The 25093-nt window shown below is 65.1% G+C and carries 21 protein-coding genes; 9 read left to right on the top strand and 12 right to left on the bottom strand.

The window, feature by feature from the left end; genetic code table 11:
- Positions 1-13: 13 nt before the first annotated feature.
- The 4 genes from ABIC35_RS04440 to rfbF are packed head-to-tail and all read right to left on the bottom strand — an operon-like array spanning position 14 to position 4446.
- Complete coding sequence (locus ABIC35_RS04440) at positions 14-1234, bottom strand: class I SAM-dependent methyltransferase (RefSeq protein ID WP_121077026.1); 1221 nt, start codon at positions 1232-1234, stop codon at positions 14-16.
- Positions 1235-1260: 26 nt separating this feature from the next.
- A complete protein-coding gene (locus tag ABIC35_RS04435) occupies positions 1261-2484 on the bottom strand; it encodes a DegT/DnrJ/EryC1/StrS family aminotransferase (protein WP_121077024.1) in 1224 nt (407 codons plus the stop codon).
- On the bottom strand, positions 2475-3635 hold the full coding sequence (gene rfbG, locus ABIC35_RS04430) for a CDP-glucose 4,6-dehydratase (RefSeq protein WP_183049377.1): 1161 nt from the start codon (positions 3633-3635) through the stop codon (positions 2475-2477). Before rfbG ends, ABIC35_RS04435 begins: the two co-directional genes overlap by 10 nt.
- Positions 3628-4446, bottom strand: coding sequence for a glucose-1-phosphate cytidylyltransferase (gene rfbF, locus ABIC35_RS04425; protein ID WP_121077022.1), 819 nt, complete (start codon positions 4444-4446; stop codon positions 3628-3630). The genes rfbG and rfbF overlap by 8 nt, the downstream gene beginning before the upstream one ends.
- 336 nt (positions 4447-4782) lie before the next feature.
- Between rfbF and ABIC35_RS04420 the strand changes: the two genes are divergently transcribed.
- The 5 genes from ABIC35_RS04420 to ABIC35_RS04400 all read left to right on the top strand — a co-directional run bounded on the left by ABIC35_RS04420 (position 4783) and on the right by ABIC35_RS04400 (position 10006).
- Complete coding sequence (locus ABIC35_RS04420; protein ID WP_354278319.1) at positions 4783-5886, top strand: glycosyltransferase family 4 protein; 1104 nt, start codon at positions 4783-4785, stop codon at positions 5884-5886.
- On the top strand, positions 5877-7508 hold the full coding sequence (locus ABIC35_RS04415; RefSeq protein ID WP_121077018.1) for a sensor histidine kinase: 1632 nt from the start codon (positions 5877-5879) through the stop codon (positions 7506-7508). Before ABIC35_RS04420 ends, ABIC35_RS04415 begins: the two co-directional genes overlap by 10 nt.
- Positions 7505-8155, top strand: coding sequence for a response regulator (locus ABIC35_RS04410; RefSeq protein WP_121077016.1), 651 nt, complete (start codon positions 7505-7507; stop codon positions 8153-8155). Before ABIC35_RS04415 ends, ABIC35_RS04410 begins: the two co-directional genes overlap by 4 nt.
- 74 nt (positions 8156-8229) lie before the next feature.
- Complete coding sequence (locus ABIC35_RS04405) at positions 8230-9210, top strand: class I SAM-dependent methyltransferase (protein ID WP_220667352.1); 981 nt, start codon at positions 8230-8232, stop codon at positions 9208-9210.
- Between the two features lie 184 nt (positions 9211-9394).
- A complete protein-coding gene (locus tag ABIC35_RS04400) occupies positions 9395-10006 on the top strand; it encodes a PEPxxWA-CTERM sorting domain-containing protein (RefSeq protein ID WP_354278318.1) in 612 nt (203 codons plus the stop codon).
- 379 nt (positions 10007-10385) lie between these two features.
- On the opposite strand, the gene ABIC35_RS04395 is transcribed toward ABIC35_RS04400, so the two are convergent.
- On the bottom strand, positions 10386-11528 hold the full coding sequence (locus ABIC35_RS04395; RefSeq protein ID WP_183049376.1) for a S41 family peptidase: 1143 nt from the start codon (positions 11526-11528) through the stop codon (positions 10386-10388).
- Positions 11529-11613: 85 nt separating this feature from the next.
- A complete protein-coding gene (locus tag ABIC35_RS04390) occupies positions 11614-12591 on the bottom strand; it encodes an AraC family transcriptional regulator (RefSeq protein WP_121077011.1) in 978 nt (325 codons plus the stop codon).
- A 314-nt stretch (positions 12592-12905) separates the two neighbouring features.
- On the opposite strand from ABIC35_RS04390, the gene ABIC35_RS04385 reads away from it, so the two are divergent.
- From ABIC35_RS04385 to ABIC35_RS04370, 4 genes are read left to right on the top strand one after another with little or no spacing between them, the layout of a single operon-like run.
- Positions 12906-13547, top strand: a complete 642-nt coding sequence (locus ABIC35_RS04385) for an acyl-homoserine-lactone synthase (RefSeq protein WP_183049375.1) — start codon at positions 12906-12908, stop codon at positions 13545-13547.
- 2 nt (positions 13548-13549) lie between these two features.
- Positions 13550-13768, top strand: a complete 219-nt coding sequence (locus tag ABIC35_RS04380; protein WP_121077007.1) for a hypothetical protein — start codon at positions 13550-13552, stop codon at positions 13766-13768.
- A gap of 42 nt (positions 13769-13810) precedes the next feature.
- Positions 13811-17818, top strand: coding sequence for a non-ribosomal peptide synthetase (locus ABIC35_RS04375; protein ID WP_121077005.1), 4008 nt, complete (start codon positions 13811-13813; stop codon positions 17816-17818).
- A gap of 33 nt (positions 17819-17851) precedes the next feature.
- Entirely contained in the window at positions 17852-19138 is a 1287-nt protein-coding gene (locus tag ABIC35_RS04370) for a glycosyltransferase (protein ID WP_121077003.1), read from the top strand.
- Positions 19139-19172: 34 nt separating this feature from the next.
- Here ABIC35_RS04370 and ABIC35_RS04365 read toward each other — a convergent pair whose 3' ends face one another.
- From ABIC35_RS04365 to bamA, 6 genes are all read right to left on the bottom strand, one after another.
- Positions 19173-19883, bottom strand: coding sequence for an autoinducer binding domain-containing protein (locus ABIC35_RS04365; protein WP_121077001.1), 711 nt, complete (start codon positions 19881-19883; stop codon positions 19173-19175).
- Positions 19884-20516: 633 nt separating this feature from the next.
- The gene (gene rpmE, locus ABIC35_RS04360; protein ID WP_064313046.1) at positions 20517-20747 is read right to left on the bottom strand and encodes a 50S ribosomal protein L31; all 231 of its coding nucleotides are present in this window, start codon (positions 20745-20747) and stop codon (positions 20517-20519) included.
- An 82-nt stretch (positions 20748-20829) separates the two neighbouring features.
- Entirely contained in the window at positions 20830-21045 is a 216-nt protein-coding gene (locus ABIC35_RS04355) for a hypothetical protein (protein WP_121076999.1), read from the bottom strand.
- A gap of 18 nt (positions 21046-21063) precedes the next feature.
- Positions 21064-21543, bottom strand: a complete 480-nt coding sequence (gene fabZ, locus ABIC35_RS04350) for a 3-hydroxyacyl-ACP dehydratase FabZ (protein WP_121076997.1) — start codon at positions 21541-21543, stop codon at positions 21064-21066.
- Entirely contained in the window at positions 21540-22301 is a 762-nt protein-coding gene (locus tag ABIC35_RS04345; protein ID WP_121076995.1) for an OmpH family outer membrane protein, read from the bottom strand. The genes fabZ and ABIC35_RS04345 overlap by 4 nt, the downstream gene beginning before the upstream one ends.
- Positions 22301-25048 (bottom strand): outer membrane protein assembly factor BamA, encoded by a 2748-nt coding sequence (bamA, locus tag ABIC35_RS04340; RefSeq protein ID WP_121076993.1) that lies wholly within the window; start codon positions 25046-25048, stop codon positions 22301-22303. The genes ABIC35_RS04345 and bamA overlap by 1 nt, the downstream gene beginning before the upstream one ends.
- Positions 25049-25093 lie beyond the last annotated feature (45 nt).

The following is a 25093-nucleotide window of genomic DNA, read 5'->3' as shown; positions in this document are numbered from 1 at the left end:
TTCCCCCTGCCCTTCAACCCACCAGGATCGGCTCCGGCAAAGGCACGAGGAAGCGGCCGCCACGGGAGGTGAATTCGGACTGCTGCTCGCGAATCTCGTCGAAGAAGTTCCACGCCAGCACCAGCAGGACGTCCGGTTGCTCGCGCGCGATCGCGTCCGGCGACAAGACCGGGATCTTCATCCCGGGCGAATAGAGGCCCTGCTTCAGGGGGTTCCGATCCACCAAAAAACTCAGTGCATCGGGCCCGATGCCGAAATAGTTGAGCAGCGTGTTGCCCTTGGCGGGCGCGCCGTATCCCGCGACCTTCAGCCCTTGCCGCTTCAAGTCCTCCAGCATCTTGATCAGATCGGTGCGCACCCGCCCGATCCGATCGGCGAATGCATCATAGGTCGCGGCGACCAGCATGCCGCCGTCACGTTCTTCGGCCAGCATCTGACCTACTTCCGGCGTCGGTTCCGCAATGCCTGCCGGACGAAGAAACACGCGCATCGATCCGCCATGGATCGGCAGTCGCGTGACATCGACGACGTCGAGCCCGAAGTAGCGGCCTAGTTCGGCGATCGACAACAGGCTGAATTCCGATACATGCTCGTGATAGACCGTATCGAACTCGTTCTTCTCGAGCAGATCTTTGGCCCAAGGCACTTCGATCACGAACACGCCGTCGTCGGCGAGAAGGCGCTCGATGCCTTCCATGAACAGGTGCAGATCCCCGATATGGTTGAACGTGTTGGTCGTGACGATCACCTTGGCCGGCCCGCGCTCCGTACGCAGCGCCTTGGCCACCGCCGGATCAAAATAGGCGACGTGCACCTCCACCCCACGCCCGTTGGCGATCTCGGCGAGATTTGCCGCGGGATCGATGCCGAGCGTCCGGCAGCCTAGCGCGTTGCAGGCACGCAGCAGCAACCCGTCATTGCAACCGATATCGACGATCAGCCCGCCCTCCGCGACGCGGGACAGGGTCGCGGCGAGCTCGTCGAAATGGTGGTGCATCGTCGTGGCCCCGGAGGGAACGTACAGATACTGCCGGAAGAAGTCGGCCGGAATCTGGTCGGCGACCTGGATCAGCCCGCAATGCAGACAGGCTTGGGTATTCAGCGCAAAGCTGGGCTGCGCTTCCTCCAGCTCGGACGGACGAACGAACATGTTCGCCGGCGGATGCGCGCCCAGCGGCAGGAAAAGATAGGGCTTCGGCGCCAGACACGCGCGGCAATGATCAAGCTGTTCCATAATTGGCCCCCTTTGAACGTGATGGATCAGGCGCAGGTTCGAGCGCGGCTGGCGTGCGGCGATGCGACCCGGTGCGCGAGTGCGGCGAACGATTGGTGAATGTGGCGAATCTGAGCGTCGTTCAGTCCATGATGGCAGGCGAGCAGAATGCCGCCCCGCATGACTGCGTCCGCATGCGGATAGCCCGCCGGATCGACCCTGGCCTCCACGTTGCGCATGGCCGGCTGCCGCAAAATATTGCCGGTGAAGACGACGCGCGTCTGGATATCGCACTGCTCCAGATGGATCTGCAGATCGCGGCGGGTGAATGGCGCATCCGGCTTCAACGTGAGCGGAAACGCCAGCCAGCCGGTTCGCGCCTCGGCAAGCTGGTCCGGCAGGATGAACCACTCGGCATAATCGGCAAAAAAGCTGTAGTGCCGCTCGAAATTCCGCTCGCGCGCGGTGATGTTGGCTCGCAGCTTCTCCAACTGGATCAAGCCGAAGGCCGCGCCGATCTCGGATGGCTCCAGATTGAAGCCGAGTTCCTCGAATACGAACTTGGCGTCGTAGGGAATGCCCTGCAACTGAACGTTGAAACGTCGCTCGATGCTTTCGGAGTCGGCGAACAGCGAGGAGGAGCGCCCCCAGGAGCGCAGCAACAGCCCGCGCTGCGCCAGTGCTTCATCGTTCACGCACAGCATGCCGCCGTTTCCCGCGGCGTTGATCACATGCGACCCGTAGAAGCTTGTCGTGCTGATCTCCGATCGCGTGCCGGTGCTCGTGCCCCGCAGCGTCGCGCCCAGCGTATCGGCGCTGTCCTCCACGACAATCAGGCCGTGAGCATCGGCCAGCGCGCGGATGCGGTCCCAGTCCGGCAGGTTACCGATCAGCGAGGGGATCATCATCGCGCGGGTCCGCGGCGTTATCATCGCCTCGATCGCGTTCTCGTCGATATTATAGGTTCCGGGACGGACATCGACGAAGGCGGGCACGAGCCCCTTGCGGATGATCGGCGCGACCGTGGTCGCGAAGGTCAGCGCGGGCGTGATGACTTCGCTGCCGGGCGGCAGGTCGAGCAGCTCGAACGCCAGATAATTGGCCGACGAGCCTGAATTCACCATGATCCCGTGACGTTTGGAGAAGAGCGCAGCCACCGCCTGCTGCATCCGCCGGACGGCATCGCCCATCTGAGTCGAGCCGCGAAGCACCGCGACGACCGCGTCGATCTCGGCTTCGCCGTGGACGCTCTGGCCATAGTTCACCCGCATGATGAAGCTGTCTCCACTTGCTTGTTTAGACCTGTATCGGAGAGAAAGGTGTCGCCGGCAGTTGAGACGTAGCGCTCGATCTGCGCCTCGCTGAATGCCCGCATGTCGGCGCTTCCGGCGTAAAAGGCCCGGTACCACCCCGCCGTCAGATCCAGGGCGAGGTCCAGTGAGAGACGGGGCCGCCAGCCAAGCGCAACCCGGGCCTTGGTGCTGTCCAGACGCAGGATGCCCGCTTCCGGCGGGTGCTGGCCTCTCTGTTCGAACATAATGTCGAGGTCCGGTCCCCAGTGGCACCGGAAGGTCGCCACCAGGGTCTCCACGTCCACAACGGCGTCGGCGTCCGGGCCGAAGTTCCAAGCACCCGCAGCTCCAGGATCGCCGTCGAGGATCCGAGCGCCGAGCATCAGATAGCCAGCCAACGGCTCCAGCACATGCTGCCAGGGGCGTATGCTGGCGGGGTTGCGGATGCGCACGGGAGCGTTGCTCCTTGCGGCACGGATCAGGTCCGGAATCAGCCGGTCGGCGGACCAGTCGCCCCCGCCGAACACGTTGCCCGCGCGGGCGCTGGCGATCTGCGGACTGTTGGCGCCGTGGAAGAAGGAGCGCCGGTAGGCGTCGACCACGATTTCCGCACAGCCCTTCGACGCACTATAGGGATCGGCGCCGCCAAGCCGGTCCTGCTCGCGATAGCCCCACACCCATTCGCGATTGTCATAGCATTTGTCGCTGGTGACGATCAGCGCACCACGCAGGTTCGGCATTCGACGTGCCGCGTCGAGCACGATCGCCGTCCCCGTCACGTTGGTGGCGAACGTCTCGACGGGCTCGGCATAGGATTGCCGCACCAGCGCCTGGGCGGCCATGTGGACGACGAGTTCGGGATCGCAATCCGCCACAGTGGCGTCGAACGCAGTCTGGTCGCGGATATCGGCAACGCGGTGGTCGACGAGAGTTTCGATGCCGGCAGCATCAAAAAAGCTGGGTCGGCCGTCGCCTATGGGGGGGAGCGCGACGGCCGTTATATCGGCGCCCAGTCGCCGAAGCCACAAAGCCAGCCAGCCGCCCTTGAACCCGGTATGCCCGGTCAAGAGAATGCGGCGGCCGGCGAAGGCCTGTCGCAGCCGGCTTTCGTCCAACAGCAGCTTACCCATTGGCCAGGCCGACGGGTGCCGCGCCGACCGGCGCCAAGGCGGGGCGCAGGTCCAGCCAGGGAATCTCGCCGGTGGCGCAAAGCGCGCTGAGGTGATCCCGATCCCGCACCGTATCCATCGGGTGCCAGAAGCCGGTGTGGCGATAGGCGAACAGCTCGCCGTTGCGCGCAAGCGCGGCCAGCGGCTCCTGCTCGAGCACATCCTCGTCGCCGGAAAGATAATCCAAGACCTCCGGCTCAAAGACGAAGAAGCCGCCATTGATCCAGGTCTCGTGCTTCCGCACCTTCTCGGTGAACTCGGCAACACGGTCGCCCGCCAGTTCCAGATTGCCGAAGCGCGCGGGCGGTTGCACCGCCGTCACCGTGGCGAGCCCGCCATGCGAACGATGAAAGGCGAGCAGCGCCTCCATGTCGATATTGCCGACGCCGTCGGAATAGGTGACCATGAAGGTCTCGCCGCCGATCCATTCGCGCAGCCGCCGCAGACGTCCGCCGGTCATCGTCGCCAGCCCGGTATCCACGACAGAGACGTTCCAGTCCACCGTGCGCGAGGGTCGCAGGGCGATGGCGCCATCCCCGACCTTGATGGTGAAATCGTTGGCCATGAAAGGCAGATCATGAAAGAACTTTTTCATCATCATGGCCTTGTATCCACAAGCCACAATGAAATCTTGGTGACCCCAATGGCTATAAATGTCCATGACATGCAAGATGATCGGCTTTCCGTTCACCTCCACCATCGGCTTCGGAGTCGAAACTGTCTCTTCGGACAGCCTTGACCCGAAACCTCCTGCCAACAGCACCGTTTTCATTGCCAGCCCCCCAGACCTACGGTGAGCTGTTCTCACCTGACGCCGCCAGTATAGCTGCTGCAGCGCGCGGAGATGCATGCGCAAGCGGAGTAGCACCTAGCCTTTTGCATGATGGCGCAGACCCATTTGGCGCGGGCGCGCCGCCTCTTCATGGGGTTCCGGCCGGATAGCTCGGAAGAGGTACTCCAACGAACCGGCGTCGGCCTGTTATACCGGCTGCCTCGGCCGAGACTGTCCTGATACCCATGCGACATGCATTCCATGCGCAACCGAGCTGCCCGCGAGCGACCAAGGATTTGTTTCCCGCTGTGCGGGGACGAGATCGGCGGGAGCCACTTGTCCGTCCTCGGCCTTCTCAAGAGTCTGGACCGGAGCCGCTTTGACCCTGTCGTGCTCGTGGAATCTGCGGAAGGCAGGATCGCGAACCTGATGCGCGGTGCTGATGTCCGCGTCGAAGTGGCAGCCGCCGGCGCCGCGCTTCGCCATGGCAGGAGCGTCGGCTTGCAGGAGCTGGCGCGCATCGGCCGCTGCTCGGGGGCATTGGCGCGGCAGCTGGCTCGGCAAAGGATCGACCTCGTCCATCTGAACGATGGGCGAAGCTGCGCCACATGGAGCCTCGCTACCAAGATGTCGGGCGCGAAGCTCGTCTGGCACCACCGCGGCTCGCCAAATTCACGTGGACTCCGCCTCGTTGCCCCTCATCTGGCCGATGCGGTCGTGTCCGTATCCCGCTTCGCGCTCGGCCCGTCCGAAAGCAAGCTCCGTCGGGCGCGCGTTGTCTATAGCCCGATCAGTGCCCAGCTCAGCCTGAACCGCACCGATGCCCGGGCGCGATTGGTCGAGGAGCTCGGATGCCCTCCCGAGACGTTCATCATCGGGTTCTTCGGCGTCCTAATTCCACGCAAGCGGCCCTTCGCCTTCATCGATGCGGTCGCCGCGATGCAGCGGATCGAGCCGGGAACGCCCGTGGTCGGTGCCCTTTTCGGCGAGCCGCTGGAAATTGACGAGTCCGCTCTGGCGGAACATGCCAGGGCCCGCGGCGCGGAATCCGCGATCCGGCTGATGGGCTTCCGCTATCCCGGCATCGACTGGATCGCTGGCTGCGACCTGCTCATGGTGCCCGCCGTGGACGAGCCGCTCGGGCGCACGCTGGCCGAAGCGATGCTGGTGGGCACGTCGATCGTCGCGACGCGGTCGGGTGGCAATGCGGAGGCGCTCGAAGAAGGGCGGTTCGGCACCCTCGTCGAACCCGATGATGCGGAGGCCATGGCGCGTGCAGCCCTCTTACTTCGGGCGGACAGCGCGCGCCGCAACGCCGCGGTTCATGCGGCGGCGATCGCCGCCCATCGTCGGTTCGGCGAACAGCACCATGCGACCGCGATCATGGATCTGTACGAGGATGTGCTCAGCACCCGGTTCGGGGAGCGCCGATGGCAGTGACCGTGCCCAGCTCTCCTTTCGCCAGGCGGCGGCGAAATCTTAATCCTGCCGCGCAATGGCTGGCGCTGTACGGCGACGATGCGGAGATGCTTGTCAAGGCTGGCAGGGTTGTCACCGCGTTGTTCGTGCTGTTCGCCATCTATCTGGACCCGACCCAGCCCTCCAATTTCGTACAGCAGGCCTATGCTATCCTGATCGCGTACGTGCTGTTCGCGCTGCTGAAGCTCTGCACCCGCCTGCTGCAGAGCATGGGCGATCTGGCGTGCACGTTGGTCGACACGCTGATGATCGGGCTGCTGGTGGAAGTCACCGGCGAACTAGAAAGCCCGGTTTTTGCGCTTTATTCGTACGCCCTGATCTCAACGGCGCTACGCTGGCGGTGGCGCGGAATTCTTGCCGTCGCGACAGCGCTGCAGGGTATCCTGATTGTCGCCGCGCTGACCACTGCCCCCGACGGCGACCCCGAAACCAACTTCCTGATCCTGCGCTCGGTCTCGGTTTGGCTGACCGTGATCATGCTCGGCTATTTTGCTACCCACCGCGACCGCAGCAACGCCCGGCTGCGGGAACTGGCTTCCTGGCCGCACGACATCCTTGTCGAGGAAAATCGCCCCTGGTTCGCCTCGTCGCTGCGGCACGCAGCCAGCGTGCTGAGCGCACGGCAGATCGTCGTCATCTGGCGGGACCAGGATCAGGCAGAAACGCACATGGCCATGTCGTCCGATGCCGGCATGCGCTTTGAGGATGCTCCCGCCATCGTGGACGATTCGTTGTTCAACGATGCGCTGGGCCGAACGCTCAAGTTCGTTCAGGGCAGGAGACGGCGCCTGATCGACGCCCTTATCAGCACGGAATGGAACGCTGCCTTCGTCACGGGCTTTGCATCGATCCGCTATCGCGGCGCCATCGTCGTCATCGACCCCGCCGTCACCGACCAGGACGCAATGCTGCTGATGCGGATCGTCGCGTCGCGCATTGCGATGGAGCTCGAGCAATTCGCGTTGATCCAGGAACATGTGTCGACCGCCGCGGTCAAGGAGCGAATGCGGGTAGCCCGCAACCTCCACGACAGCGTCCTCCAGGACCTCACTGCCGCAATCCTGCAGATCGACGCCGCGGAGCGTGCGCTGCACGGGGCGCCGCGTGAAACCCTCGCCCGGACATCGGATGTGCTCCGCCAGCGTCAGCGTAGCATTCGACGTCACGTCGCCGGCACGCCCCTGATGCCTGATTGCCACCACCATCTCGCGGATCAGCTGAACCTGTTCGCCCATCCGCTCAGGGCGCAGTGGGACTGCAATCTGTCGCTCAAGGTAGATCCTCCCGATCTGACCGTGCGAGAGCCCGTTCTCGCCGAGCTCTGCCTGATGATCTCGGAAGCCACGGCGAATGCGGCACGGCACGGCGCCGCCACTGCAGTGGATGTCGCGGTCACCGGACGCGGTCATCTCGTCGACGTCATGATTCGGGATAATGGCAATGGCGGCCGGCGAGACACGCTGCCAAGGCCGCGATCGCTGGCAAGCCGCGTGACGGATCTGGGCGGCAGGATGGAAGTTACCGCGACCGATGGTGCGCTGCGCGTCCATCTCCAGATTCCCACCGCGAAGTGCGTGGTATGACGACGATCGTTATCGCAGACGATCACCCGCTGATCCGCCGCGGCCTCCGCGATCTCATTGCCGGAAGCACGGATATGAGCGTTCTGGCGAGTTGCTATGACGGGCGCGATACGCTCGATGCTTTGGCACGGCATCAGCCCGATCTCGCACTGCTGGACGTGGCGATGCCAGACCTAGACGGTCTCGAAGTAACGAGCTGGATCGCGCGCAACCGCTGGCCAATCCGGGTGATCCTTTTGTCCGGATGCATCGATGCAGAGCAGGTCGTTCGGGCCATCGCGGCGGGCGTGCACGGCATCGTGCTCAAGGATTCACCGTCCGCGGATCTGCTCTCGTGCTTGGCTCGCGTCGCTAAGGGCGGCCGCTGGCTCCCGCATGCCATCGTCCAGCCCGCAATCCGAGAAACCGCGGAGACCACGAAAGTCAGCGGGGGGTTCGACATGCTCACCGCACGGGAGCGTTCGGTGGCAGAACGGGTAGCCGCCGGACTGTCCAACCGGGAGGTGGCCGACCAACTTGGCTTGGCGCAAGGGACCGTCAAGATTCACCTGCACAGCATCTATGCGAAACTTCAGGTCGACAACCGCACGGCGCTTGCCATTGCGGCGAGCAGGCGACCCGGCATCCGGGCGCAATTTCGCGACTAGCCCCATCGTGCCAACTGCCTCCCAAGAGGTATATCCCGCGATAGATTTATCGACGCCGTTCCTAGCCTACAAACGTGCCCGCGCCCGAAGCGATCGGCGCGTTTGCATTGGTGAGGAAGATGCTAGCGAAACTTTGTGACTTGGAATCGATCCTGCGCTGCCCAGTCAGCTTGCACCCGCTGGTCCGCGACGGCGATGTGCTGCGCAGCCAAGCCGGCGCCCAATGCTATCCTAGAGTCGGCGGCACCCCGGTACTGATCGATTTCCGGTGTTCGGTCCGAAAGCGAGAAGAACTGCTTGCGCAGGCTGCCCAAAGCGCGATCGCGCGCCCTAGCCATCGCGGCGTTCTTCACCACGTCAAACGCCTTGTGTCGCCGGAGAAGGAGTCAACAAGGCGAAACATCGACCGCTTGATCCACGCGTTGCCGCGTCGTGGCGGGGCAACGGTGCTCGTCATAGGCGGAGGGACGATCGGACAAGGCTTAGGCGCGCTCTATGACGATCCCGACCTTCGGGTGATCGCCTTTGACCTGTACGCCTCGCCCAACGTCCAGTTCGTCGCCGATGCACACCAGATTCCGCTGGCCGAATCATCCTGCGACGCCGTGGTGATCCAGGCGGTATTGGAACATGTGCTGGAGCCGCAGCGGGTCGTCCAGGAAATCTGGCGCGTGCTGAAGCCGAATGGCCTAGTGTACGCCGAAACACCATTTCTGCAGCAGGTGCACGAGGGCGCCTACGATTTCACGCGCTTCACGGAAAGCGGCCACCGCTACCTGTTCAAGCAGTTCGAGATGATCGATTCGGGAGTCAGTGGCGGCCCGGGAACGCAGCTCATCTGGTCTCTGGACTATTTCGCCCGCTCCTTGTTCCGGTCGAGATTGGCAGGCAAGATGTGCAAGCTGGCTTTTGCCTGGCTACGCTTGTTCGATCAGTTCATACCTCCGAGCTATGCCTCGGACGCGGCAAGCGGGGTATATTTTCTAGGAAGGCGCTCCCTCGTGACTGTCGATCCCGACAGCATCATCGATTTCTATCGCGGCGCTCATCCCTAGGCATGTTCCACGGACGGCCTTGTCCCAAGCGCCCCCATCCTGGGGAACTCCACCATCTTGAGGTAGCGCATTGGCCCCACAGGTCCGGCTCATAGCCGCATTGTGATGACGGCGTTCGGCACGGGTTAACCCCTTTGCTTACCTTGTTGATAAAAACTCGGTTCAGCTAACATAGCAGCCTGAGATGGACAATTTTCAGGGAGCAGGCAGCATGAAATCTTCATATTTACGGGCAGCATCAGCCGTCATTGCACTAATTGCCACCCCGAGCATCGCGAGCGCTTCTACGGTTATCTCGCAGAAATGCGTGTCTGTTTCCTCTGCGTCGGGCTGCCTATTTGAAGGCGACATCACGAGCAATTCTGACGCAATGAACACGAAGGGCTACATCAACGCTCAGAACGCATACAATGCTTTTATTCACGCGATTGGAAGCGGGAGCCCCGACATCAGGCTTTCCTTCCTTTTCGATACCAGAACGACTCCCGGCCTTTTTACCGGCAAGGCCTTTGGATCATGGTCGACGCCCGGCTTCCTGGTGGACTATGTCGCGGTCGGCGCCGGGCCTAATTTCGTCCTCTACAAGATCGCACCAGCCAGCAGCGGAAGCTGGAGCACGATGGATATTCCGTACGAGAGCAATCCCCGCGAAGCTTCACACCTGGTGTTCTTTGGCACCGAGTCGGGTGTTGTACCCGAACCGGCCAGTTGGGCGATGATGATCGCCGGCGCGGGCATCGCGGGCGCAGCCTTGCGCCGTCGCCGCAGCGAAAGGATGCGGTCCGCGTGTGCCTGATTTGTCGGCGGCCAAATTTTCCGGTGGAAGGGTCTGTCTAGGGCTTCCAGACATGGCAAGCCGAGGAGCATAAACAACGGTGCACCCGATAGACGTCGCGTTCACTGGGCGCCATCCGCCTGATTGATTGAGCATCATCGTCGCGTGTGGGATTTCATCGATTGCCGGCGTTCGCGGGAGGAAGCTGCTGCGAATGCTGCCATCTCGACGCCGCTCGGATGCGGTGATTTCGGGGCTCGGGAGGTATGCTGCCAACACATCTGATAGCCTTGCGATGTTTATGTCGCCGGTCTTGGGTATGCTGACATATTGTCGCGGGCATTGCGGCACCGGGTGCTGCGGTCCGGCCCTTGCGTCGCCACGCAAATCTGCGGAAGCTTCAACCCGTCTGGTGCAGCCATCTGGCTGCGCGCTCCATCACCGGGTCGCGGGCTGCCGCAATGTCGGCGATCGACGGCGCTACGACAATATCGGGAACGATTCCGGCGTCCGGCACCGCCGCCGAAGGAAAATAGCCGATCAGCGGCAGGTCGAACTCGATGCCGCTCGCGGGTAGCCGGACGAAGAAGAAGCAGCCCCCGTTGATCCCGCGCCGGTTGCCTCCGGTCGGCGTGCCGAACAGTCGCACGCGGCCGCTCCGTCGCGCCTTCTCGGCGAACTGAAAGGTTGCCGAGCTGTTGACCGGCCCGACGAGCGCGGCGACAGGCAGTTCGAGCGAGCGGGCCGCCGGCTGGATCGACGACCCGCCATGCGCACCCTGGAGAATGTAGAAGCCGTTCGTCGTGGGTCGTGCATCGGCGCCCAGCGTCCGGAAGCTGTTGTCCCAAGTATCGAGATAAGGATCTAGCGAGGACGGGGTCCGTCGGAAGCGTACGCGGCGTTCCGCCTCGGGGTTCTGGAGCGGCGTGCGCAGCAGGCGCGCGAGGATGACGTCGCCGCAATCCTCGCCCCCCTCGTTTTCGCGCAGATCGACGATCAGGCCCTTCGCGCCGGAGAGGCTGTCGAGCCGGGCCTCGAGCCAGCCGCGCCAATCCCACTTGCTGTCGTAGAGCGCCCAACCGGGCATGGTAAGCACAGCGATGCCGTCCGATCGCATGGTCCAGTCCCACACCGGCGCGTCGCCGCGATAATCACGCTGGATGGTTTGCGCGCGACGCTGGTTCAGGTCGATTGCCGGCAGCGCAACGCTCGCGTCTTGTCCATCCGGACGGCGCGCCGTGAGGGAATGCAGACCCCGCGGCGGCGGGCCGAATTCCAGCCCGTGGAACACGTCGAAGAACGCGATCGCGTCGTCGCCCCGCACCTCCAGCAGCGACACGCGCTTCGCATCATTATGTCCATCGGCGCGGGCATAGGGCAGCAGCCGCGCCAGCATCGCGCCCGGCGCGACCCCGTTGATCGACAGCACTTCGCTTCCACACGGCAGATCGCGGCCGCCATGATCCGTGACGACCATGGCGCCGCCGATCCAGCGAAACTGAAACGGCAATCGCGTCGAGCGGTCGAACAGGGCTGTCGCCACTGCCTTTTTCTGGTTGAAGAAGTTGCAATAGCTGTGCCCGCAGCGGATCGTCGCGAGAAAACGGGATAGCAGCAGATACCGCGTCTCAAGATCGGCCGCGGCAACGAAGCCGGCTTGCCGCCCGCATGCGGCCGATGAAGCTCGAGAAGTTGAGGCCGAGCCCCTCATTCACCGCGCGCGAAAGATGATGGGTATTGGTCCCCAGGCGTTGCGCCAGCAACGTGAGCGACAGATCCGGATCGCAATGCCAGCGTTCCGCCGCCACCGTCGCCGCCCATCGCTCTGCGACACTGCGCCAGTCGCGAGACGATGGCGCCGTTTCGGGGATCGCGAGATTGTGGAGGCACGGAAACGGCAAGGCCGCATGCCGCCATCCTTCTATGCCGATGTAGAGCGCAAACGCGGCAATCGCGACATACAGCCCCATCAGGCCGACATAGCCGATCGGCGCGATGGCATCCCAGACGGCATATCCCGTCCATACCGGCAACAGCACGAGCGTCGCGCCCATCGCCCGGCCCAGCCAGCGGGCAGCGAACCGGTGATCGTCGCTGCGTTGACCGGCAAGCAGGGTGCGATAGCGATGAAGCAGGCGCAACCCCGCTATTCCGTAGCAGGCGAGCCCGGTGATGGTCGCGAGATCCACGACGACCGAATAGCGCTGGTGAACGATGTCCCACCATTGCTCCTTTGCCGGCAACGGCAACAGGAAGCTCGCGGTGAGGAAGATCGCCTGAACGACCGCGGGCATCAGGTGTCGCCAACCCTTGTATGGCCATCGCCCGGCCAGCAGGGCGTATGCGTACAACCAGATGAGCGGTGCGACCGCGAGGGTGATCTGGAACGGCGCGAACGTCAGCCAGCGCCAGCGATCGAAAAACCCGGCAAACCCGATCAGCCAGGGCAACAGGATGCCGACCATGACGATCAGCAGGGCTGCCAGCGTGCGGTTCGCTGCTCGATTGGCGAGGACGCGGGTCAGCCCGGCGGCGATAGCCAGCAACTGCACCGCGGCGATCGCGAGGATCGCCGTGCGCCATCCGAAAGTCAGGCCGTCGAACATCGTCCGTCCATGCGATGATGCTATCGCGAAACGCCACCGAAGCAATGCGGTCTCGCAGCGGGTCCTTTTCGCCTCCGCGTGCCGCTGCAGCTCCACTCGGCGTTGCTCAGCGTCATGATCGACGGCCGGCATAGGTATCGGGCGAACGGCGAGGGCGGCGCCGGGCCAGGCAACGCAATCGATCGGCCATAATACCCAGACCGATGAATCGTTTAGCAGAATCAGGTCCCTGCGAGCTGACCCTACCAGATCTGAGAGTTGGCGGGAGCCCCTTCAAAAAGGATTGTGCGCCGCAGCGAACACGAGGTGCGGTCATGATCGACTTGGTAACGTGGCAATCGGCGCATCTGTTCGGCGACGCCCTCGCCGATCAGTACCGCTTCCGACACGAGCAGTTCGTCGTCCGATCCGGGTGGAACGTGCCGCATTTCGACGGCATGGAATATGACCAGTTCGATACCCCGGCAGCAAGATACCTGCTTTGGCGGGATCATGCCGCACGGGTGCGCGGGATGGTGCGGCTGCTCCCCACCACCCGCCCCTACATGACCGAGACGCTGTGGCCCGAGCTCGCGCCCCAGGAAGGGCCGCCGCGCGCCGATATCGTTTGGGAAAATACGCGTTTCGCAGTCGACCGCGCGCTGCCTCCACCGCTGCGAAAGACGGTGACGAGCGAGCTCATCCTGGCGTCGCTTGAATTCGGCGTCTGCCATGGGATCGAGCGCTATCTGCTGATTTCACCGCTCTGGGTACTGCGCGGCGCACTGGCTGCCGCGGGCTTGGAGCACCGCCTGCTACAACAGACCGACACGCTCGGGCGCTGGCCGGTGGCGAGCGCCTATGTGCCCGTGTCCGAACAGATCCTCATGATCGCGCGGCAGCGACTTGGCGTGCATCACCGGGTGCTTGCCGATCCAAATGCCGACGCTTGCCATCCTGCCGTGCAGGCTGCCTGACCGTGCAGCTCCCGCAACGCCGGAAGATCGCCAGCCGCCTGGCCAAGGCGCTTCGATACCTGCAGCGCGAAGCTAAGGCCGCGGCGTTGGACGAGGTGGCCGCGGCACTCGCGCATGCAGAACGCTCCGCCGGCGGCGCGTGCCGGCCGGACGCCGGCGCAGGCGTCGACCAGGGCGCGGCGCCGCCCTCGACCGCCGATCGGGCGAAGCGGCCATCGTGACGCAGTTTCAGACCATTGGGGCATGAAGGGGGAGACGACGCGATGCAGTATGGATCCGAGCAACTATTGCCACTGACCACCGCACAACGCGGCCTGTGGATCGGCAGCCAGATCGCGCCGCCGGGTTCCACCTTCAACATCGCCGAGGCGGTCGAGATTCTGGGGGACATCGATCCGGATCTGTTCGTGGCGGCGATCACCCAGGTGTCCGAGGAAGCGGAAACCACCCGCATCCAGATCGTCCAGACCCCCGAAGGCCCGATGCAGCGGGTGGTGCCTTCGGTACGTACCAACTTTCCCTTCGTCGATGTGAGCAGCGAACCCGATCCGGACGCGGCGGCACAGGCCTGGATGCGCGCGCGCATCCTGGCGCAGCTCGACCTCGAGCAAGATGCGCTGTGGGTCAGCGCGCTGCTCAAGCTCGCCCCGCAGCGCCACCTGTGGCTGCAATGCTGCCACCATATCACGCTCGACGGATTTACCGGCGGGATGCTCGCCGCGCGCCTTGCGGAGGTCTACACGGCCTTCGTCGAGAACCGCGCGCCCGAGCCGCACGGCTTCCTGCCGATCACGCTGCTCGCCGAGCATGAGCAGAGCTATCGCGACTCCGACCGCCGCGAAACCGATCGCAGCTATTGGGTCGAGCAGCTGCGTGACGTGCCCGAGGCGCCGACGCTGTCGATGCGGCTCGATCGCCGCAACACCGCCGCCTCGGGCGCCGATGGCGGCTTCATCCGGCGTTCCTGGACGATCCCGGCCGAGATGGTCGAGCGATTGCGCGCGCTGGTGCGCAGCCACGGTGCGACGCTGCCGCAGGGCCTCACCGCCATGCTCGCCGCCTATCTGTTCCGCATGACCGGCAAGGAGGATTTCGTCGTCGGCATGCCGATGACCGGACGCGGCAGCCGCACCCTGCGCCAGGTGCCCGGCCTGGTCGCCAATGTCGTCGCGCTACGCTTCCGGCCGGTGCGCGAGAGCAGCTTCGTCGATCTGCTTTCGCAGTCCCGCCGCGTGCTGCAAGGCGCGTTGCGGCACCAGCAATTCCGCTACGAGGATCTGCGCCGCGAACTGGGCTTCAACGAGATCAACCGGCACCTCGCGCGGTTCAGCGTGAACATCGAGCCGTTCGATTATGCGCTGCGCTTCGGCGTCGCCACTGCGCGCAGCCACAATCTGAGCAACGGGGCGATGGAAGACCTGACCGTTTTCCTGTTCGACCGGCAGGACGGCAAGGGCATAAGGATGGATTTCGACGCCAATCCGGGCCTTTATACATATGGCGAGCTCGACGCGCATCTCGCGCGGGTCGAACGGTTGATGTCCGCGGTGCTCGACGATCCGGAGGCCGCCTTGGTCGCGCACGACCTGATCGGCGGCGAGGAGCGCGCGCGCTGGGCGGCGCAGGTCCGCGCGGCCGAGCGCGCCTGGCCCACCGACGACGTGCACGCACTGATGCACCGCACGGCAGGGGATCGCCCCGACGCACCCGCGGTGATCGATGCGGCGGGCGATCTGAGCTATCGCGGCCTCGCGAGCGATGTCGAAGCCCTGCGACACCAGCTGGCGGCGGCGGGGATTGGTCCCGGCCACCTCGTCGCGGTGACGCTGCCGCGCGATCGGCGGCTCGTCACCGCCCTGCTCGCGATTGCCGAGAGCGGTGCCGCCTGGCTGCCGCTGAACGGCCATGGCCCGGTCGATCGCCTGCACGCCATCCTGAAGGACGCGCAGCCTTCGCTGGTGCTGTGCGACGCCGAGATGGAGCTGCCGATCGCCGCCCCGCGGCTGGTGCTGGCACGCGCCGGCGAGGCCGGCCTGCTCCATGGCGGCATTGCCGATCCGGCCCCGCGAGTCCCCGCCGGGACCGCCTACGTCACCTATACCTCGGGCACCACGGGGAGGCCGAAGGGCGTCGTCGTCTCGCACGCCAATATCCGCAACCTGCTGCTATCGATGCAGGAAATTCTGTCGATTGCGCCCGACGAGCGCCTGCTGGCGATCACCACGGTGACCTTCGACATCGCGGTGCTCGAACTGCTGCTACCGCTGGTCGCCGGCGCGACGGTCGTCGTCGCCACCCGCGAGGAGGCGGGCGACCCCAAGCAACTGGCGGCGGCGATCGCACGCCACGGTGTGACCGCGCTGCAGGCGACCCCCACCATGTGGCAGGCCATCCTCGGTGCCGGCCAGGGCGAGGCACTGCGCGGGCTGCTGCTGCTGACCGGCGGCGAGGTCCTGTCCGGTCAGCTGGCCGAGCGGCTGCTGGGCCTCGGGCGCGCGGTGTTCAACCTCTACGGCCCGACCGAGACGACGATCTGGTCGACGGCGCAGCAGATCGGCGCGGCGGACCTGGTGCTCCCGGCGATCGGATATCCGCTCGCCAACACCCAGCTGCACATCGTCGATGCTTATGGCATTCAGTTGCCCGACGGCGTGATCGGCGAGCTGGCGATCGGCGGCAGCGGTGTCGCGACCGGCTATCTCGGCCAGCCCGTGCTGACGGCCGAACGCTTCCCGCCCGATCGCTACCGCAACGAGGCGGGTGCTCGGCTGTACCGCACCGGCGATCGCGCCGTGCGCGAGGTGGACGGCGTGGTGCGCACGCTCGGCCGCAACGACGATCAGATAAAGATCAAGGGCGTCCGCGCCGAGCCGGCGGAGATCGAATCCGCGCTGCTCCGGCTGAACGGGATCGAACAGGCCGCCGTCGTGCTGGAACGCGGGAACGACGGGGCGATGCTGGTCGCCTATCTCGTCGCCGCCGAAGGCCATCCGCCCGCCGACCCCGCGAAGCTGCGCCGCGCGCTCTCGACGATGCTGCTGCCGCAGATGATCCCGTCGCGCTTCCAGTATCTCGAGGCGCTGCCCCGGACGCCGAACGGCAAGCTGGATCGCCGCGCGCTGCCCCGCCCGGGGATGCAGGAAGTGGCCGAGAGCCGCGCCGCGGTGCAGCCGCGCACCCCCACCGAGATCATGCTCGCGCAGATCTGGCGATCGGTGCTGGGGGTGGAGGAGATCGGCGTCCACGACAATTTCTTCGATCTCGGCGGCGACAGCCTGAGCGCGGTGCACCTCGTGACGGCACTGGCCGATCTGGGCGCCGATCTCTCGATCGGCCATCTGTTCACCGAACCCACCATCGCGGGCCTCGCGCCGCTGTTCGAGGGCAGCGCGCAAGGCTCCGGCTTCCTCGATGTGGTGCTGCCGCTCCGCAGCGGCGGCGATGCCGCGCCCTTGTTCTGCCTCCACCCAGTGCTGGGCGTGGGGTGGAGCTTCGCCACCTTGGCGCCGCACCTGCCCCAGCGTCACCCGGTCTATGCGCTCCAGGATATCGGGCTGCTCCAGGGCGATGCCCGTCCGGCCTCGATCGAAGCCCTGGTCGACATCTATCTCGAGCAGATCCGCGCGGTGCAGCCGGCCGGCCCCTATCACCTGATCGGCTGGTCGATGGGCGGATTGATCGCCCATGGCATCGCCGCCCGCCTGCGCAGCGCGGGCGAAGCGGTGGCGCTGCTCGCGCTGCTCGATTCCTATCCCTTCCTCGGCACGGAGGCGGATCCCGAAGACATGGAAGAGACGGTGCTCATCCGTGCCGCGCTGGATTTCCTGAAGCTGCAGCCCGATCCGGGCGCGCCGATGCCGGAGACGACGGATGCGCTGGTCGAGCTGATCGCCGCTGCGATCGACATGGGCGACCTGCCGGCCACGCTGGGGCAGGAAATCGGCGACGTGCCCGCGTTCATCGAGCGTCTCCGCGCCGTGACCGTGCACAATCTCGGCTTGGCGCGGCGCTACCGGCCCGGCCATGCCGATACCGATGCGCTGTTCCTCCGCGCCGCCCTGCGCGGCGGTGACGGGGCGGGTGCGGTGATCCATGACAGCCCCACCGTATGGGGCAGCCATCTGGCGGGCCTGCTCACCATCCACGAGGTCGATTGCCGGCATCAGGATATGATGCTGCCCGCCCATGCGGCCCGGATCGGCGGCATCATCACCCGGCACCTCGATGCGCTGGCGCGAGATGCCGTGCTGGTAGAGGCCGAACGGCCCTAGCGCACCGCAGCGGCACGGCGACGGAGAAACGACATGCGTATCGCTATCTTCACCATCGGCACGCATGGCGATGTGCGGCCCTTCGTCGCCTTCGGCCGCCACCTCCAGGGGCAGGGCCATGGCGTAACGATAGCCACGAGCGATCGTCATCGGGGCATCGTCGAGCAACTGGGGATGCGGATTGCCCCTCTCGAATCGGACTATGCGGCGCTGATGGCGCGCGAGCGGGCGCTGATGGAGAGCGGAAACCAGCTGAAGATGGCGGGCACCGTCGCGTCCACCATGATGCGATGGGTGCCGCAATGGGCGCGGCAGGGCATGGAGGCGGCGCGCGGCGCCGATCTCGTGCTCGGCTCGGGCTCGGGCACGATCCTGGGCGCCGCGGTGGCGGAACGGCTCGGCGTGCCGTTCGTGCAGGCCCAGTTCATGCCGCTGACCCCGTCCCGGCACATGGCGCCAATCTGGCCGCTGCCCGGCATGCAAATGCCCGCCGCCGCCAACCTCGCCCTGTCGCACGCGCTGCGCATCGCGATGTGGCGGATCTTGGCGCGACCCTCCAACTCGCTCCGCGAAACGCTGGGACTCCGCCCCTTCCCGCTCCTCGGCCCCTGGTACGAACGCGAGCAGCGAGTGCGGCCGCAACCCATTCTCTACGCGTTCAGCAGGCATCTCCAGCCCCAACCCGCGGACTGGTCGCCGGGGCGGGCGGCGGTGGTCGGCTTCTGGTCGCTCGACCAGGGGCGCGACTGGACGCCGCCCCAGGCGCTCCAAGACTTTCTAGATGCCGGGCCGCCGCCCCTCTATGTCGGGTTCGGCAGCATGCTTGGCGGCGACCAGCAGCGCTTCACCCGGCTGATCCTCGACGCCGTGCGGCAGACCGGCCGGCGCGCGATCATCGCGACCGGCTGGGGGGCGCTGGAGTCGGCGGAAGCGGCGCCGGACGTGTTCTTCCTCAAGGAGGCGCCCCATGACTGGCTGTTCCCGCGGGTGGCGCTGGCGGTGCATCACGGCGGCGCCGGTACGACGGCGGCGGCGACTCGGGCCGGGCTGCCGCAGGTCGTCGTGCCGTTCCTGGCCGACCAGTTCTTCTGGGCGTGGCGGCTCAAGCGCGCCGGGGTGAACCCGGTGCTGCTCGATCGGCGGACGATGACCGCGCAGGACCTTGCCGATGCGATGTCGCTGGCGGCGCAGGAGCATGTGCGCGCGGCGGCGGCGCGGCTGGGCGGCCTCCTCCAGGCGGAGCAGGGAATGGAAAATGCCACCCTTGCGCTGGAGCGCTGGGGTTTGCTGCCGACGACGGAACCGCGTCGAGTTCGTTAGCTGGCATAGGCCCAGCCCCCCGCGCTGGCCGCAGTCAGGGCGAGATCACACCCAGCATGATCGCGCTGACCACCGCCAGCATGCGGCCATTGCTGCCGAGCTTGGCGCAAGCATTCTTAACGTGGAAATTGACCGTGTTCTCGCTGATACCGAGCAGCATTCCGATTTCCCAGGCGCTCTTGCCGCGCGCGGTCCAGGTCATGCAATCGCGTTCGCGCGGGGTCAGGCGGATCGGGGATTTGGATGCGCCGGCAAGCGCCTTGTAGCGTTCGAGAAACTGCGCGGAAATCATGCTCAGGAACGGGCGCGCGCGGTGGAGCGCGTCGGCGTCGCCTGCGCCGAAGCTCGCCACGAAGGTCGTCCCGTCCGTCATGTGGATCGGCACCGTGAACCCCGTCACCACGCCGAAGGCCCGCGCTTCGTCGAGCAGGCGGCGTTGGGCGGCGTCGAGGTTGCCGAGTTCCGCCCAGCTATAGGGTATGTCCCGATGCGCGATCGCGCGGATCGTGGGATCGATCTTGATATAGTCGTTGGCGTGGTAATGGCGCTGCCAGGCTTCGGGATAGTGCACGAAGATCACTTCTTCGGCGCGAAGCATGTTGGACCCGAAACGCCCCAGAGCGAAATGGAAGTTCCCTACGCTTGCAACCGCGGCGCTGAAGCGCTCGCAAAGTTGATGGATGTCGATTGCGGCGCCGAAATCAGCAGCGATGGTCAACAGGGCGTGCGAGACGGCGGCGGTCATGCGCGCTCGCGAGCCTTGAGCCGACCACGCGCCCAGCGGTGTGCAAGCGACCTACAGGGAGTCATTGCGCATCAACCACATGACACCTCCAATGCGATTGCCCCCAAAGCCAAGGGCGCCGCTACCTCAGCGGAGATCCATTTCTGAAAGTCTCAAAACGTCGCGAATTAATCCAACGTTTGCACAAATTGGTATCAATAAATGCTTTAAACAATCGTTTTTTTGCATCACGTGCAAAAACACATATCGCGCTTGCGGCTCAAAGGCTTGCGCGGCACCGTGCGCGTCACCGAACCAAACGCATCTGGTCTTGCGACGGCATATCAGGAGCGGCAGCGGAGTCGCTCACTACACGGAAAGCGAGCAAGATCTGATCAATTTCATGGCAATTGATCAGGCTGGCAGCGGGCGAATTTCCACTTCCGGCAGGATGCGCCAGCGCAGCAACGGACAAAATCGGTGGCAACGCGGATCGCCGACGTGGCGGCAGCCCAATCAGACGCTGCGGGAGCGACCGCAATGCCCTTCGCGGCACTCCCCGCCCCAGAAACGAAAAAGGCTTCCCCGCACGATCGTGCGAAGGAAGCCCTTTCGAAAACCATCGGCCGGGCGTCCTCGCCCGGCATTGATGACTTACTTCTTGCCGAGCGTGAGGCCGCCGAAGCGCTTGTTGAAGCGCGCGACCTGGCCACCCTGGTCGAGCAGCTGACCGCGACCGCCGGTCCAGGCCGGGTGCGCGAGCGGATCGATCTCGAGCTGCATGAGATCGCCTTCCTTGCCCCAAGTGGAGCGCGTCTCGTACACGGTGCCGTCGGTCATCTGCACCTTGATCATGTGGTAATCGGGGTGGGTGTTCTGCTTCACATCGAATTCCTTGGAAAAAGCCGCCGGTTTCCGACCGGCAGCGGACGCGCGCGCCTAGCAGAGCCCAGGCGCCAACGCAACCTCATTGCCGTATGCCCCACCAGCGGCGGAGCGCGACCAGCGACCAGATCGCCTCCACCAGCCCGAACGGCCAGGCTCCCTGAAGGAACCCGTAGGCCGAACCGAGCAGGCAGGCGCCGGCAAAGCAGAGCACCCACCAGGTCGAGCGCGCCTCCAGCGCGTAGGTGACGAGCATCGCCGTCACCGCGAACAGGCCGAACCAGGTCAATGCGTCCATGGTCCGGCCCTGCCCTGCTCAGGCGCTGGGCGGATCGGCGATCATCGCGGTGAATTCACATTCCGCCGCCAGTTCGCCGTCGATCAGCGCCTTGCCGGCGAATTTGCAGACGCGCGAACGCTTCTGCACGAATTCGACTTGGAGCTTGAGCAGCACGCCCGGCTCCACCGGCTTGCGGAACTTCACGTTGTCGATCGCCATGAAGTAGACGAGCTTCCCCGAGCCGGCGAGCCCGAGCGACTCTACCGCCAGCACGCCCGCCGCCTGGGCGAGCGCCTCGACGGTGAGAACGCCCGGCATGATAGGACGGCCGGGGAAATGGCCCTGGAAGAAGCTTTCGTTGATCGTCACCGCCTTCACCGCCACGATCGACTGGTCGAGGATCAGCTCCTCGACCCGGTCGACCAGCAGCATCGGAAAGCGATGGGGCAGCGCTGCCATCACCCGCCCGATATCGAGCGGACCGATGTTGCTGCCCCCCTGCGCTTCCCCGCTCACCGCGGTTCGGGCTTGGCCGGCTTGGTCGCGGGCGCTGCGGCCGGACGAGCGGCACCCGGCGCCGCGGCGGCACCCTGCTGCTGTTGCTGCTGCGCGCGGGCGGCGGCGAGCTGATAGGCGCGACGCTTCAGCTCGTTCACCTGCTGCTGGAACTGCACGGTGCGCTGCTGCGGCTGCCAGTTGGCCGGCGGCGTGATCGCAACGGTCGGCGTCTTGTCCAGCTCGGCGACGACCGCGTCGGTGACGTCGACGGCGTCCGGTGCATAGACGATCGCCTCCGGCTGAAGGATCACGTTGATCTTGCGGGCATTGACGACCGAGATCTGCGCCGCGTCATAGAGCGCCAGAATCTTCTCGAACGCGAACAGTTCCGCCAGGATCGACGGGGTCTGCAGCTTCTGGATTTCCTCGTTCGCCTGGTTCTGCAGCGTCATGAGCTGGGTGTAGTTCGGATCCTTGCGGGCCGCTGCGGCCTGCTCTTCGGCTTCCGAGACCTGGCCGTCCTTGTTGGTGTCGATCGTCGCGATCAGCGCCCGCGCGTCGGTTTGGAACTTGGTCTGGCGCGCCTGGATCTGGTCACGCACCGGCTTGAAGGTGGTGTCCAGCTGCGTCTCGGCAGTGGTGAACGCCTTCGCGCGGGTAATCGCCTCGATCGTATTGATCGTGGCGATACCGGCGACCTGCGCCGACGCCGGCGCGGCAACAGCCATCGCCGCGGAGGCGGCAAGCGCCGCCGCGAATACACGGTTCTTCATCATTAGAACTGAGTCCCTACGTTGAAAGTAACAAGCTTCTTGTCGTCGCCCGGCTGGCTGACCAGCGCCTTGGCGACGTCGATACGCAACGGGCCGAAGGGCGAATTCCAGTTTACGCCGAAACCGACGGAAATGCGCGGCGCGGCGGTGCTCCCGCGATACTGTTCGTAGAACAGCCCGCTCTGGTTGAGCGCGCGGGTATTGATCGAGGTGCCGACGCAGGGCTGACCTGCCGCGGCCGCATAACCGATCGTGCAGGTCGTATAGTTGCCCAGCTGATCGCCGCTCGTCACGGTATAGAGCGGATTGCCTGCGCTGTCGTTCAACGGCCGCGGCGTCACCGACGGCGAGTTAAGCGCATCATTGTTGACTCCCTGCTTGCCGGTTGTCGGGTCAATGTACGGCGGGAAATAGCCGTTGACCGCAGGCCGGCGGATCGAGAACAACGAACCCATCTGGACGTAGATCGACGGACGTAGGCCCAGTTCCGCCGCACCCGAACCCAGCGGGAGCTCAAGTTCTGCCTTGGTAAGATAGTAAGCCTTGCCGCCCAGTGCGTCGTCGACAATCTGGTCGCGGCTGGTGATGACTGTCTGCGTCCCCGTCGCCGGGTCACCGGTATATTGGTAACGCTGCACGCGCGGACCGACGCCGCGAATGTCGAAGCCGCGGAACTGCGGCTCGCCCAGATAGAAGCGATCGGTGATCCGGACTTCGCTGCCGTCGAGGCTCTTGATCGCGCCGCCTTCGCCGGTGAGCGAGAACACGAAACCGCTGCCCAGGCCCCAATATTTCGCGCCGTCGATGCGACCACGAACATAGTGGACGTCGCCACCGAGGCCGGCCACGTCCACGCCCACCGACACGCGCTGGCCACGCGTCGGCCGCAGGCGGCTGTTGAGGCTGTCATAGATTAGCGACACGCCGACCAGCGAGGTCAGACGATTGCCCACCGCTTCGCAATAATAGCGACCGGCTAGGAACGGATCGCACTTGCCGTCGGTGTAGAAGGTCGACTGGTCGAGCGTGACGTCGTCCTTCGACAGATAATAGCGTGCCGACAGCGTCCAATATTCGGTGAGCGGCAGGCCCGCCACGAGCTGGAAGCCGGTCGAGACCTGCTGGTAGGTCGTGTTGCGGGTCGTGCCCAGATAGTTGAACGAGTTGTAATCGCGGCGGAAGATCGTCGCGCCCAGCGCGATGTTACTGTCGAACAGATACGGCTCGGTGAAGCCAAGTTCCACCGACTTCGAATAGCTCGAATAGTCCGCCGAGATGCTCGCGGTCTGGCCCATGCCGCGGAAGTTGCGCTGGCGGATCGAGGCCTGGAGGATGAAGCGCTCCAGGCTCGAGAAGCCGGCGGACAGGGTCAATTCGCCGTTCGGCTTCTCTTCAACGTTCGCGGCCAGGACGATGCGGTCCGGCGCCGAGCCTTCCTTGCGCTCGATCTCGAACTTGTCCTGGAAATAGCCCAGGCTGTTGATGCGGTCCTGCGAGCGCTTGACCAGGAAGGTGTTGAAGGCATCGCCTTCAGCCACGCGCATTTCGCGGCGGATCACCTTGTCCTGCGTCTGGCGATTGCCGGTGATGTCGACGCGCTCGATATAGGTGCGGTTCGCCTCGCCGATGTGGAAGTTCATCGACATCGTCAGCGCATCCTTGTTGCGCTGGAAGTCGGGGCGAACGTCGGCAAAGGCATAGCCGAACAGGCCGGCGGTCTCGCTCAGCTGCTCGACCGTGTCCTCGACGGCCTTGGCGTTGTACCACTGGCCTTCCTTGATCGGCAGCGCCGCGGCGAGCTTCTTGTCGTCGAAGTCGCGGATCGCACTGTCGACCGTGACCGGGCCGAACTTGTAGCGGGGGCCTTCTTCCACCACATAGGTGATGATGAAGTCCTTCTTGTCCGGCGTCAGCTCGGCCACGGCCGAGATCACGCGGAAGTCGGCATAGCCTTCGGTCAGGTAGAACTGGCGCAGCTTCTGCTGGTCATAGGCCAGGCGATCCTGGTCGTACGACGTGTTCGAGCTGAGGAAGTGCGAGAAGCTGGCGACCTTGGTCGCCATCTGCGCGCGCAGCTTCTTGTCGCCGAACACCTCGTTGCCGATGATGTTGATCTGGCGGACCTTCGACTTCGCGCCCTCGTGGATCTCGAAGATCACGTCGACACGGTTCTGGTCGAGGCTGACCATCTTCGGCTCGATGCGCGCGGCGAAGCGGCCCTGGCGGCGATACAGCTCGACGATGCGAGCGATGTCCGCACGCACCGCGGTGCGCGTGAAGATCTGGCGCGGCTTGAGCTTGATCTCCTTGTCGATCTTGTCCTGCTTGAGGCGCTTGTTGCCTTCGAAGACGACGCGGTTGATCACCGGGTTCTCGCGGATGCGGAGCACTAGGTTGCCGTCGTCGAGACCCTCGATCGCCACGTCGGCGAGCAGTTCCGAGGCGAGCAGGTCCTTGATCGCCTGGTCGATGGTCTCCGCCGTATAGCTGTCGCCCACGCGCAGGCGCGTGTAGCTGAGCACCGTCTCCGGCTCGATGCGCTGCGAGCCTTCCACCCGCAGCGACTTGATCGTCCGCACCACCGCCGGCGTCGCCGGAGCGGGTGCAGCCTGAGGCTGGGTCGCCGGCGCCGCGGGCTTTGCCGCGGTCTGCGCCTCTGCCGGCGCTACCACGCCCGACAGGATCGTCCCTGCCAACAGCGTAGCCGTCGCCCGCGCGCCCAAATTGCTTGCCTTGATCGCAGTCACCATCCCACCCCAGTCGGAATCCAAATATTGCCGGAACGCGCGCGGCAT

Origin of the sequence: Sphingomonas trueperi (assembly GCF_040545965.1) — a bacterium.
Classification (GTDB): Bacteria; Pseudomonadota; Alphaproteobacteria; order Sphingomonadales; family Sphingomonadaceae; genus Sphingomonas; species Sphingomonas trueperi_C.
The sequence above is the reverse complement of the archived record's forward strand: the minus strand, read 5'-3'. Positions and strand labels throughout refer to the sequence as shown.